The organism is Bacteroides sp. Marseille-P8574, assembly GCF_902825465.1.
Taxonomy (GTDB): domain Bacteria; phylum Bacteroidota; class Bacteroidia; order Bacteroidales; family Bacteroidaceae; genus Bacteroides; species Bacteroides uniformis.
The window spans coordinates 979,908-992,346 of the sequence record NZ_CADEBE010000002.1 but is presented as its reverse complement, the minus strand read 5'-3'; the positions used below and the strand labels follow the sequence as shown (position 1 = coordinate 992,346).

Annotated in this window: 13 protein-coding genes and 1 pseudogene; 10 read left to right on the top strand and 4 right to left on the bottom strand. The window is 42.1% G+C overall.

The window, feature by feature from the left end; genetic code table 11:
- Window positions 1-29 precede the first annotated feature (29 nt).
- From HUX74_RS16885 to HUX74_RS16870, 4 genes are all read left to right on the top strand, one after another.
- Entirely contained in the window at window positions 30-1,118 is a 1,089-nt protein-coding gene (locus HUX74_RS16885; protein WP_174647068.1) for a 2-aminoethylphosphonate--pyruvate transaminase, read from the top strand.
- A gap of 179 nt (window positions 1,119-1,297) precedes the next feature.
- A complete protein-coding gene (locus HUX74_RS16880) occupies window positions 1,298-2,644 on the top strand; it encodes an MATE family efflux transporter (protein WP_044469012.1) in 1,347 nt (448 codons plus the stop codon).
- A gap of 31 nt (window positions 2,645-2,675) precedes the next feature.
- Complete coding sequence (gene dinB, locus HUX74_RS16875) at window positions 2,676-3,782, top strand: DNA polymerase IV (RefSeq protein WP_117964204.1); 1,107 nt, start codon at window positions 2,676-2,678, stop codon at window positions 3,780-3,782.
- A gap of 37 nt (window positions 3,783-3,819) precedes the next feature.
- Window positions 3,820-4,194 carry a YccF domain-containing protein gene (locus tag HUX74_RS16870; protein WP_005832831.1) on the top strand — a complete coding sequence of 125 codons (375 nt, stop codon included), beginning with the start codon at window positions 3,820-3,822 and terminating at the stop codon, window positions 4,192-4,194.
- 96 nt (window positions 4,195-4,290) lie between these two features.
- Here the strand turns inward: HUX74_RS16870 and HUX74_RS16865 are convergent, their stop codons facing one another.
- Window positions 4,291-4,431 (bottom strand): hypothetical protein, encoded by a 141-nt coding sequence (locus HUX74_RS16865; RefSeq protein ID WP_165491341.1) that lies wholly within the window; start codon window positions 4,429-4,431, stop codon window positions 4,291-4,293.
- Between the two features lie 232 nt (window positions 4,432-4,663).
- Here HUX74_RS16865 and HUX74_RS16860 point away from each other — a divergent pair, with 232 nt between their 5' ends.
- The 5 genes and pseudogenes from HUX74_RS16860 (at window position 4,664) to HUX74_RS16840 (ending at window position 9,683) form a co-directional block, all read left to right on the top strand.
- Window positions 4,664-5,554 carry a LytTR family DNA-binding domain-containing protein gene (locus HUX74_RS16860; protein WP_174647067.1) on the top strand — a complete coding sequence of 297 codons (891 nt, stop codon included), beginning with the start codon at window positions 4,664-4,666 and terminating at the stop codon, window positions 5,552-5,554.
- 138 nt (window positions 5,555-5,692) lie between these two features.
- Window positions 5,693-6,049, top strand: a pseudogene (locus tag HUX74_RS16855) (hypothetical protein); the annotation flags it as partial.
- 85 nt (window positions 6,050-6,134) lie between these two features.
- Complete coding sequence (locus tag HUX74_RS16850) at window positions 6,135-8,021, top strand: recombinase family protein (RefSeq protein ID WP_174647066.1); 1,887 nt, start codon at window positions 6,135-6,137, stop codon at window positions 8,019-8,021.
- Window positions 8,022-8,130: 109 nt separating this feature from the next.
- The gene (gene dcm / locus HUX74_RS16845; protein ID WP_217451032.1) at window positions 8,131-9,402 is read left to right on the top strand and encodes a DNA (cytosine-5-)-methyltransferase; all 1,272 of its coding nucleotides are present in this window, start codon (window positions 8,131-8,133) and stop codon (window positions 9,400-9,402) included.
- A 2-nt stretch (window positions 9,403-9,404) separates the two neighbouring features.
- Window positions 9,405-9,683, top strand: a complete 279-nt coding sequence (locus HUX74_RS16840) for an NgoBV family restriction endonuclease (RefSeq protein WP_174647065.1) — start codon at window positions 9,405-9,407, stop codon at window positions 9,681-9,683.
- Between the two features lie 38 nt (window positions 9,684-9,721).
- Here HUX74_RS16840 and HUX74_RS16835 read toward each other — a convergent pair whose 3' ends face one another.
- Window positions 9,722-10,783 (bottom strand): IS5-like element IS1169 family transposase, encoded by a 1,062-nt coding sequence (locus tag HUX74_RS16835; RefSeq protein WP_008657074.1) that lies wholly within the window; start codon window positions 10,781-10,783, stop codon window positions 9,722-9,724.
- 86 nt (window positions 10,784-10,869) lie between these two features.
- Between HUX74_RS16835 and HUX74_RS16830 the strand changes: the two genes are divergently transcribed.
- On the top strand, window positions 10,870-11,505 hold the full coding sequence (locus HUX74_RS16830) for an NgoBV family restriction endonuclease (protein WP_217451038.1): 636 nt from the start codon (window positions 10,870-10,872) through the stop codon (window positions 11,503-11,505).
- Window positions 11,506-11,577: 72 nt separating this feature from the next.
- Here HUX74_RS16830 and HUX74_RS16825 read toward each other — a convergent pair whose 3' ends face one another.
- Window positions 11,578-12,060: a hypothetical protein gene (locus HUX74_RS16825; RefSeq protein ID WP_174647064.1), complete on the bottom strand. Its 483-nt coding sequence runs from the start codon at window positions 12,058-12,060 to the stop codon at window positions 11,578-11,580.
- An 89-nt stretch (window positions 12,061-12,149) separates the two neighbouring features.
- Window positions 12,150-12,287 carry a hypothetical protein gene (locus HUX74_RS16820; protein WP_165859763.1) on the bottom strand — a complete coding sequence of 46 codons (138 nt, stop codon included), beginning with the start codon at window positions 12,285-12,287 and terminating at the stop codon, window positions 12,150-12,152.
- Window positions 12,288-12,439: the final 152 nt, after the last annotated feature.

The window sequence follows — 12,439 nt, the reverse complement described above, 5'->3', positions numbered from 1 at the left end:
AAACGTATAAACTTAAAAACTCAATGCATATGAAACCCTACATTCTCCTTACCCCCGGCCCCCTTACTACCTCACAAACTGTCAAGGAAGCCATGCTGACCGACTGGTGTACCTGGGACGAAGACTACAACCTCCACATTGTGGAAGAAATCCGTAAGTCCCTCGTCTCCCTCGCCACCCAGCATACCGGCGACTATACTTCCATCCTCCTGCAAGGCAGCGGCACGTACTGTGTGGAAGCCGTCATCGGTAGCGTCATCAAGCCTGGCGACAAACTTCTCATACTGAGCAACGGCGCCTATGGCGACCGCATGGGCAACATCGCCGAGTATCACGGCATCTCGTACGACATGCTTGCTTTTGACGAAACGGAGCAAGTCTCCGTCAGCTACGTTGACGACTATCTTTCGCACAATGCCGAAATCACTCACGTTGCCGTGGTGCATTGCGAAACCACTACCGGCGTGCTCAATCCCCTCAAGGAGATAGCCCACCTCGTCAAGATGCACGGCAAGAAACTGATTGTAGACGCCATGAGCAGCTTCGGCGGTGTTCCCCTCGATGTACACGAACTGGGCATAGACTTCCTCATCAGCAGTGCCAACAAGTGCATCCAGGGCGTTCCGGGATTTGGCTTCATCATCGCTCGCCGTTCCGAGCTGTTGCACTGCAAGGGCGTCTCCAAGTCACTCTCTCTCGACATTTACGACCAATGGGAAGCCATGGAGAAAGGACATGGCAAATGGCGTTTTACTTCTCCCACACACGTGGTCCGCGCCTTCAAGCAAGCCATGGACGAACTGGCAGAGGAGGGCGGTGTGGAGGCCCGTCACAACAGATATTGCGAGAACCACCGCGTGCTGGTGGACGGCATGCGTTCCCTCGGTTTCCAAACGTTGCTGCCGGACGAGATTCAATCGCCCGTTATTACTTCTTTCCTCTATCCTTATGCCGATTTCAACTTCAAAACTTTCTACACACAACTGAAAGAGCGTGGATTTGTCATCTATCCGGGAAAGATTTCGCAAGCCGACACTTTCCGTATCGGCAATATCGGAGATGTTCATCCCGAAGATTTCTGGCAGCTGATAGAGATAATTCGCGAGTGTAAATACTAAGCTCCGAATCTGCATAGATTTAATCGTTCCATCGTGGAGGAATAATATTTCCCCCACGATGGAACGATTTATCCTTCGCCTTCCTTCTCCTTAAGCTTCCCTATTAAATTTGACTTTCGTCAAGTCTGTAAACGCTATCTTTTCGTATTTTTGCACCCAATTTCGGAGGTATCAGATTTATGGCAACATCCAGAGAAATGACGGAAGGACGGGCTCTTCCGTTGATTTTCAACTTTACTTTGCCTTTACTGCTCGGCAATCTGCTGCAACAGACCTATTCATTGGTGGATGCAGCCATCGTGGGGCGCTTTCTGGGTATCAACGCCTTGGCTTCAGTCGGGGCAAGCACTTCGGTCGTTTTTCTTATTCTGGGATTCTGCAATGGCTGTTGCGGAGGTTTCGGCATTCCCGTGGCGCAAAAGTTCGGTGCGCGGGATTATGTCACGATGCGCCGTTATGTGGCTGTCAGCCTGCAGCTGGCTGCGGTGATGTCTGTTGTCATTGCCGTGGTTACCAGCATTTACTGTGCAGATATTCTGCACATGATGAGTACGCCGGAGAACATATTCACGGGAGCCTATTATTACCTGCTTGTCACGTTTATCGGGGTTCCCTTTACTTTCTTCTATAATCTGCTGTCCAGTATTATCCGTGCATTGGGTGACAGCAAGACGCCGTTTTGGTTTCTACTTCTCTCTACGGTACTGAATATCCTGCTCGATTTGTTCTGCATTCTGGTACTGGGTTGGGGAGTGGCAGGAGCTGCCATCGCTACCGTATTTTCACAAGGCGTCTCGGCCATATTGTGCTACATCTATATGATGCGTCGTTTCGACATTCTGAAGACAACGCCTGCCGAGCGGAAATTCGATGGTGCTTTGGCACGCACACTGATGTACATCGGCGTACCCATGGGACTGCAATTTTCCATTACTGCCATTGGCAGCATTATGCTGCAAAGTGCCAATAATGCTTTGGGTACGGCTTGTGTGGCTGCATTCACGGCAGCCATGCGTATCAAGATGTTTTTCATGTGTCCTTTCGAGAGTCTGGGCATGGCAATGGCCACCTATAGCGGGCAAAACTACGGTGCGGGCAAGCCGGAACGTATCTGGATGGGAGTCAAGGCAAGCACCCTGATGATGATTGTTTATTGGGCGTTCACTTTCTGTGTACTGATGTTCGGTGCCAGGACTTTTGCCCTGCTCTTTGTAGATGCCTCTGAGTTGGAGATTTTAAAGAATACGGAGTTGTTCCTGCACATTTCCGTTTCCTTTTTCCCGGTTCTGGGACTGCTCTGCATCCTGCGATACACTATCCAGGGGGTGGGATATACCAATCTTGCCATGCTTTCCGGTGTCTCGGAAATGATTGCCCGGATACTGGTCAGCCTGCTGGCTGTTCCGGCTTTCGGCTATCTGGCCGTGTGTTTTGGTGACCCTACTGCATGGATTTTTGCAGATGCCTTTTTAATACCAGCCTTCATTTATGTCTATCGGCGGATACTTCGGATGAAGAAAAATTAGTGTATCTTTGTATCGGGGAGTTGAAAGAAGAATGACCGGACGAAAAATTATACACATCGATATGGACGCATTCTACGCCTCCGTAGAACAGCGTGATAATCCTGCATTGCGGGGCAAGCCCATTGCCGTGGGCCATGCGGAGGAGCGGGGAGTGGTGGCGGCAGCCAGTTACGAGGCACGGCGTTTCGGGGTGCGTTCTGCCATGTCGTCACTGAAGGCAAAGCGGCTGTGCCCCCAACTTATCTTTATCCCGGGACGGATGGAAGTCTACAAATCCGTTTCCCGCCAGATACACGAAATCTTTCATGAATATACGGATGTCATCGAGCCCATTTCGCTGGACGAGGCTTTTTTGGATGTGACGGAGAATAAACCGGGCATTCCGTTGGCTGTGGACATCGCGAAGGAGATAAAGCGGAAGGTGCGGGAGAGGTTGAATCTGGTGGCTTCCGCCGGCATATCCTATAATAAGTTTCTTGCCAAGATAGCCTCGGACTACCGCAAGCCGGACGGGCTTTGCACCATACATCCTGCCCAGGCACTGGACTTTGTTGCCCGGCTGCCCATTGAAAGTTTTTGGGGAGTGGGACCGGTAACGGCGAAGAAGATGCACACCTTGGGGATTCACAACGGGGAACAGCTGCGCATGCAGTCTTTGGAAATGCTGACCCGCGAGTTTGGCAAAGTGGGGACAGTCTATTATGATTTTGCCCGTGGCATCGATACCCGTCCGGTAGAGGCTGTCCGTATCCGCAAGTCTGTGGGCTGTGAACATACGTTGGAGAAGGACATCAGCAAGCGTTCATCCGTCATTATAGAGTTGTACCATGCGGCAGTGGAGCTGGTGGGGCGACTGGAGCACGCCAATTTCCGCGGGAATACGCTGACGCTGAAAATCAAGTTTCATGATTTTAGCCAGATTACCCGCAGTATGACCCAAACAAAGGAGCTGGTTGCCCTTGACGTGATTCTGCCTTTGGCAAAGCAATTGCTGCAGGAAGTGGATTATGAACATCATCCTATCCGTTTGATTGGGCTTTCCGTTTCCAACCCCCGTGAAGAGGGGGAGGAGAAAGGAGTCTGGGAGCAGCTGAGTTTTGAATTTAGTGACTGGGAGACGGACCATTCAAATAAATAATGCTATATTTGTGTTCAGTATTAAAAAAAGGAAAGCTATGGGCTGTTTTATGAATATTTTGTGGTTGATGTTTGGAGGTATCATCACTGCTGTGGAGTATCTTATTGCAAGTTTATTGATGATGTTCACCATTATTGGCATCCCTTTCGGCATGCAGACCTTGAAAATGGCAAGCCTTGCCTTGTGGCCTTTCGGCAAAGAGGTTCGTAGCGGGGAACGTTCCAACGGTTGCCTCTATGTGCTGATGAATATTCTTTGGATATTCTTGGGCGGCATTTGGATTTGCCTTTCGCACTTGGGATTCGGGTTGTTGCTGTGCATCACTATTATAGGCATTCCTTTCGGTATTCAACATTTTAAGTTGGCAGGGCTGGCATTGACTCCTTTCGGGAAGGATATTGTTGCGGCTTGAGTTATTTTCTGTTGGTTTGGAATATGCCAGAGAAGAAGAAGGGCGGGGAATTTTTCAGTTCTCCGCCCTTCATTCATTGTATTTAAAGGTGTTTTTTTACATGGTTACAAGGGGCTGCTTTGCAAGCAGTTTTTGTAGTTTACCGTTCAGTGTTTGGCACATTGTTCCATTACCCATTGCTTGATAGCGTTTGATTTGGTACTGTAACATAAAAATTTCATTTGCATTCTTTTTCATAATTCTCATCTTTTTGTGCTCTCCGCGTTTCGGAAAGCGGGTTTTATATCTTTTCTTTTATCTTATAACGCTGCAAAGATACGAAATGTTTGCGATAAATATGTTCTATAACATAAAAACTTATGTTTCTTTCTTCATTTTCTCTAGAAATACTGTATTTTGCAATCCGTATATAACAAATATATTACATATCTTTGCATGTACTACCATGTAAAGAAGAGAGGTAATACTTATGAATAAACTGACAGAACTTTGGCGGAGCCCCTATCCCATGTTTTATCAACGTTGGAAAGCGGTGGTGATACCTTCGGTCATTATATTTCTGATACTATATATACTCCAACCTTTCGGTATTTCCCGGATAAAGGAAGGTGTATTTTGGGTGGTTGCCGGTTCGGCACTTATAGCGGCGGGTGCTTCGAGCATCTTCACTTACCTGCTTCCGGCATTGTTTCCCACCTATTATAAAGAGCAGAACTGGACGTTGGGTAAACACGTGTTGGACGTGTTGCTGATGCTGTTACTGATAGCGGTGGGAATTTGGGTCTATCATTCATGGTTGATGGGTATGTGGCTGGACAAGCGGTTGTTTTTTCTGGCTTTGTCTTGGGTAATGGTACTGGCACCTTTTCCAGTCGTGTTTTTCTTGCTGTGGAATCGCAATTTGCAACTGACCCGTAATCTGCAAGAAGCCATGGAGATAAATTGCCACCTTTCAAAGAGGGCATCTCAAGAGGTTGGGGCGGAAAGTAAGGAGTTTTCTCCGGAGGAAGTGTTGGTGTTTTCCGGTGGCACCAAAGATATGCTGGAAGTGAAGGCCGTAGATTTTCTTTATGCGGAGGCTGAAGGAAATTATGTGAAGGTGGATTATCGACTGAAGGGAGAGAGTACCCGGAAGATGTTGCGTGCCACGATGAAGCAGGCAGAGGAGGCGGTTGCTGCCTGCCCCTTCATTATCCGGTGTCATAGATCCTTTCTGGTGAATGCCCGCAAGGTGGTGAAAGTGGACGGAAACTCTCAAGGATACCGGTTGAGGCTGGAGGGAGATGGAGAGGAGATTCCTGTTTCACGTGCCTATGCCAAGGAGGTGAAAGCACTGATAGAAAACAAGATAAAGCGGTAGCTATTCGTCACAGAGATACGCCATTCGTCACAAGTCGTTGGTTGTTCGTCACATATCCGGGTCGTCTGTCCCGGATATTTTTTTTGTCCGTGTCCTTCCTTTATGTTTGTGGCAGGAAAACATAACGAACATGAAGATATGAAGTGGAAAATAATCTTTTTAATGACGGGCGGACTTCTCTTTGTACAAGCTTCCGTAGCGCAGAAGTCGGTGACGGATACCGTGCGTCTGACATTCAATATCGATAGTATAGGTCTGGACGAAGTGGTGGTAAGAGGGAAAAAGACTCCTGCCGCCAATAGCAGGTGGAGCGATATGCATCCGGTGGAACTAGTCACGGTGGGCGGTGCAAACGGTGATTTGTACAAGGCATTGCAGACCTTGCCCGGTACGCAGGTGCAGGGGGAGACCGGCGAATTACTGGTACGTGGTGGGAGCAGCTATGAGACACAGACCTTCATTGATGGGATGCATGTGTTGAATCCCTATACCTCAACATAAAGAAATCACTTGCATAGTTCTGTGACTTTTGGTAATTTCGCTTCCGAAACGAAGATAACGAATTAAATACCAAACAAATATGAAAGCAGCATTTCTAATCAGATGTTCTACTAAGAACCAAGATTTAAACAGACAGACCAGAGATTTAACTAGGCTAGCTAAATCTATGGGTTATGAATATGACCTAGAGAATTTAGTATATGGTGAAAAGATTACTGGTAAGGATGATGTTACTAAGAAGAACAGAGATTCTATTGATAGATTGCTAAGAGCAGCTAAAGAGCAGAGGTTTGATGTAGTGTTAGTGTCAGAAGTAAGTAGAATGAGCCGTGACCCTGCTTCTGGTCGTATCTATGTGCGTCTACTTATTAATATGAATATACCTGTTTACTTTAAAGATATAGACCTTTGGACTATTAACCCAGAAACAGGTAAGAAGGTAAGGGATGCAGAATTAGTTATCGGTGCAGCCTTCGATGCAGCTTGGAAGTATCTAAAGAGTATGAAAACTCAAATAGCATCTGCTAGAAGAAACGAACTGGATAATAACAGAATATCTATCGGGCAGCCTTACTTTGGCTATAAGAGATATGAAGGTACTGATAAGAGTAAGAAGAACCAGATAGTAGTTAATGAAGAAGAAGCAGAAGTAGTACAGGCAGTATATAATGAATATCTAAAGGAAGGTGCTACTTTAAAGTCCACTGCTTTGGCTATTACTGATAAGTATGGTGAGAAGCTAAATAGGAAATTCTCTTTAGGTACTATCGAACATATTCTTACTTATGAAAGCTATGCTACTGGTATTAAGAAGGTGAATCTTAAAGACCCAGATACTGATGAAGTAGAAGTATTCGATGTTAATACACCTATTATTATAGATAAGGAACTATATGAAGCAGCAGCCAATAAGAGAAAGAAGAATAGGGTAAAGGATGAACCATACCCAAACCAGCAAGTATATCTGTTATCTAAGCTGATTAAGTGCCCAGATTGTGGATATACATTAACACCTAGAAGGAAGGCTGGTGAATTTGGGCAGACTTATAGATTAGTAAATGGTAAACCTGCTGTTAGTTGGCTTTGTATGAGTGGTATTAACAATATTACAGACTGTACTAATAGAACATCTATAGCTAATGAAAAGCTAGAGCCTATTATATGGGAATTGGTAAAGAAGGAACTGATAGGCTATGCTAATATGAATGATGAGAAGCGAGAAGAGCAGATTAGAGAATGTGAGGAGAAGATAGAATACCAGAACTATAGTATTCAGAACTTCACTAAGGAGATAGATAAATTAAAGAAAAGACTATCTACAGCCTACCAATTCTCTATTAATGCTGCTGAAATGGCTGGGGATGATGAAGATATGAGAACTATGGCTATGGAAGAATTTAATAGAACCGCTAAGGGTGTTAGGCAGGAAATGAAGAACTTTGAGAAGTCAATAGAGCAGGCTAAAGGTGAATTAGAGAAGCTAAGAGATTTAAAGACCTTCTATAGCCAGCCTACCTTACCTAAAGACTATTTAGAACAGATAGAAGGTAACTTCACTGAAAAGCGTAATCTAGTGAAGCAGCTTATTACTAAGATAGTGCCTTATAGAATTACTACCTTTAAGAAGAAGGAAAGGGAAAGCGGTGTTAAAACTTGTAATAAGATGATTACCGTTAAGAATGGTGCTGTACTACTGGAAGTCTATACTATTGGCGGTGTTTACAATGTGTTCTATAATGCTAATAGTAAGTTCCAAGTAAAGACAGCCTACTATGTTCACGGTGAATATGCTACCTTTCAGAATGGTATTAGAAAGTTTCCTGCTTATGATGAAGGTGAGTACTTTGTAATTAGTAATGCTAATATGGTAATGGAAACGGATGATATAGATGAAGTAGTAACAGTGAATGAGTTTGTAGATATAGCTATAGCTAATAATTGGGTTATAGAATACCAATATATCTAGTGACAGTTGAGGAATCTTATTCAAGATGTAAGGAGCAAATATCGTTAATAATGGTGATTATTTGCTCCTTTTTAGTACCTTTGCGCTAAATTGGATTAATAGGCAAATAATGAATTTACGCTTTATAGATTTATTCGCAGGGATTGGAGGAATCCGCAAAGGGTTAGAACTAGCTGCTATTGAAGCTGGTTATACCCCTATTTGTGTATTTACTTCTGAAATAAAGCCGTATGCCTTAGATGTATTAAAACAGAATCACCCTAATGAAGAAATAGTAGGAGATATTACTAAAGTGGATGCTGCTACTATTCCTGATTTTGATATATTATGTGCTGGCTTTCCTTGCCAAGCCTTTAGTGCTGCTGGTAATCGGCTAGGATTTGCTGATACTAGAGGAACTTTATTCTTTGATGTTGAGAGGATTCTTTTAGCCAAGAAGCCTAAAGGATTCATCTTGGAGAATGTAGAAGGTCTAGTAAATCACGATGGGGGGAAAACACTTAAAACTATTCTCAAGCATCTAAAGGCTATAGGTTACAAGGTATCTTATGCGGTTCTTAACTCTAAATATTTTGGAGTACCACAAGAACGAAAAAGAATCTACATAGTAGGTACTTTTAATAACACCGTCAAGTTAGATAATTTCCCTATTGTAGAACATTCTTTAGGAGATATATTAGAGGTGGGTTTACCGACAATTAAAAGTCAGTTTACTAAGTTACTTCTGTCTAAATATGAAATCTCAGAACTTTATGGTAAATCCATTAAAGATAAGAGAGGTGGTAAGGACAATATACACAGTTGGGATATTGACCTTAAAGGTAAGACAACAAAAAGAGAGAAGGAACTACTTAATCTTCTTTTGACAGAACGTAGGAAGAAGAAATGGGCTGCTGAATATGGCATAGATTGGATGGATGGAATGCCACTTACCAAAGAAATGATAACTACTTTCTACGCTGGCTCTGATTTGCAAAAGCTCTTAGATGGTCTAGTGCAGAAAGGGTATTTAGTCTATGAGCATCCTAAAAGAAAAATAACTAAGAAGGTTGGTAATATTTCATCGTCACATAGAGAGCAAGATACTAGCCTTCCTAAAGGATATAATATAGTAACTGGTAAACTTAGCTTTGAGATAACTAAGATACTAGACCCTGCTTCTATAGCTCCTACTCTGGTCGCTATGGATATGCAGAAACTGGTAGTGGTGGACGGTAATGGTTTAAGAAAACTTTCACTAAGAGAAGGGTTAAGACTCTTTGGGTATCCAGAAGATTATCAGTTTGATGTATCAGAGAAAGATGGTTTTGATTTGCTTGGTAATACTGTTGTAGTACCAGTTATTAAGGCTGTGTGTAGTCGACTTCTAAAACAGATATAGTTATGGCAGAGGAATTAATACATATTACTCCAGAGGAGCTATATGATAAGTTGCTCACAGACTTCAATATAAAATCAGTGGAAGGACGGATAACCTTCTGCTTGGGAAGTGTGGGTATTATTGTTAAACAGAAAGATGTAGTAGGTAATATAGGTGAGTTCTATCAATTCAATTTATCCTCTTGTATCAGACAGCAGAACTCTTTAACTGCCCAATTTGTGAGCTTTAGTCTTTCAAATTTAGCGAATATTTTCTACCCCCCCAATTTTTACAATAATTAACTTGTGTTTGTTGTAAAAATTGGATGTGCAGGCATAATTCACCCCAACAACTCAGGTTTCAGCCTGATTATTTGCGTGTAACGACTGATGTTATACACAAGACTGGTGAGTGCTACATTGGCTTTAGCACGAATAAGCCCTACTGTACGCACCACAAGTCCACGCATGGTTTGTTCCTCAAACCCGAATACATGCTCGACAAGGCAACGTGTCTTGGATTTTTTCCTATTGTCTGATTTCTGCTCCTTGGTAAGCGGACGGTTACGGTAGCCCTTTTCGCAAATTATCGGATTCATCTTATGCTGTTTTACAATCTCCTCTTGTCCGACATAACCGGCGTCCAAATACAAGTCCTTGCCTTCGTCTTTTTCATCCAGCAGTCCTTCAAAGCCTTTGGAATCATGCACTTCTGCCGACGTGGTATCATAAGAAAGTATGATCTTATTGCGTTTCTCAACTTTAGTATGCTGCTTGTAGCCGTAAAAAGTCTCATCACGCTTCTTTGTCCAGCGGGCATCTACATCCTTGTGGCACTTCTTGTGGGGATTGTCATTCCACAACTTATTACCCGCTCCCTGTTTTATCTGCTCATTTTCATCACGGGTGTTACGTTGGCGAGGGGCAATAACAAAACTGGCATCAATGATGCGACCCTCATTGAATTGCAGACCCTTACTTTCCATGAAACTATGAAATTCCGAAAAAAGCTTGTCATAAACGCCTGTATTTGTCAGGAGTTCGCGATACTTCCACACCGTCTTCTCGTCGGGAACATCGTCAACACATTCAATACCAAGAAACTTGCGGAAACTCGTACGGTCAACTATCTGATACTCTATCTGATGGTCACTCAAACCATAATAACGCTGAAGAAACAAGACCTTGAACATCAGCACACAGTCTATCGGCGGACGACCGGCATTACTTTTGCGCTCTCCGGTAAAAAGGGCTGATTCAAGAGTAGGACGAAAGATCTCAAAATCAACATACTGAGACAACACTTCAAGAGGATTGCCCATTTCATTCAAACGCAATTCACGATTCTCTGACTCAAATAGTTGATTATAACGAAGCTTACGGTATCGGGATAACTTGTTCATTATAAAATTCTTATTTTCTGCAAATTTACGCTCTTGGAACCATATAAACAACTGTACTACAATATTTTAATTTATAGAACTCCTCTATAATACAAGAGTGGTTAGAAGGATGGTTAAGGGCTAATAATATATATTTTGCTCCTAATCCTAATACACAGATGCCACCAGATATATTTTTAAATGAGGACAGAAAGGTTAATTTAGTAGAAGTTAAAGCTTTTAATAGTGAAGGTAGTGCTGGTTTTGATATAGCAGATTTTAAGTCTTATGTAAAGGAGATAATAGAGAAGCCATATATGCTTCACGTTAAATATCTTATTTTTGCTTATAAGATGGATAGTAATGGTATTGTAACTATTACTGATATTTGGCTAAGAAATATCTGGGAAATAAGTGCTGCTATGGGCAAATCCGCTAATTGGACTGTAAAAGTACAATATAAAAATAAGCAGATACATAAACTTCGTCCTACTGCTTGGTATTCTACGAAACCTTCTAAGACACCTGTATTTGAAACTTTGGAAGATTTTTTAGGAGCGTTAGAGGAAACTATATTTAAGTACACTGAAACTAGGGAGTTAGCTAATAGTGGATGGAAAGATAAATTAATAGATGCTTATAGTAAACAGTATAATATAACGCTTAATATTCCTAGGTGGATGGATATAGAGTGCAAATATAGATTAGAATCGCTGCCTAAAGGAAGTAATAAAAAGTCATAAGTGGCTGTTTTAATTTACAACCCATAATAACAAAACCCCAGCCTACCGATTAAAGTAAGCTGGGGTTTATAATTAAAATTTAGGCGAAATCTTAGACCATCCACCATTTACTAAGGTAAATCTTTGAGCCTTATTAGAAGGAATCATAATAACCTTCTTATAGTAGTTACCGTTATCGGCTGCTGTAGTAGTCGGACAGTATTTATAATCTATAGTACCAAAGTTCCTAACAGTATTAGTACTATACCAATAGGCATTAACTTTAGTTCCATCTGTAAAGAAGTTAATGTAGTATGCTGTATCTGACTGGCTATCTTTCTTATCCTTCACTAAGGACTTATATTTAGATACTTCCATTAAGTGAGTATCATAGCCTTCATACTTAATATCTCTTACCTTTATTTCGGCTACTACCTTCTTATCCTTATAAGTAAAATAGTAGTCCACTGGTGCAAACTTATCTTCTGTAGGATGCAGATTAGTAGCACCCACTTGTATTAAAAATGATTCTAGTAGTTTCCTTCCATTTAGTTCTAATTCATCAAATTTATCCATTTAAGCTAGTAGTTTGTACTAGCCTGTATTCCATTATCATAAGTCATAAATCATTCACATTAACCATATACCATTTACAGGCTAATGGGTTATTCTTCCTTAGCAGGTTCTTCTTTAGTTTGTAAATCCTGCTGTACCATCTGTAACAGTCCAGCCACATCTTTATAAGGTTGCTGGACTAAGTAGTTAATAATTGCGTTAATAGTTTGTTCTGACATACGTTTCATTCACTTAGTATATTTAATGCTTCATCTGATTCTAATATAACTGCTTCTTCATCTACCCACATAGTTCTTATCTTTAATAGCCTTAATAACCCTATCTGTTTCTTCTGTGATATGTTGTTTAATCTCATTTACTACAGTCCTAATAAGGAAAT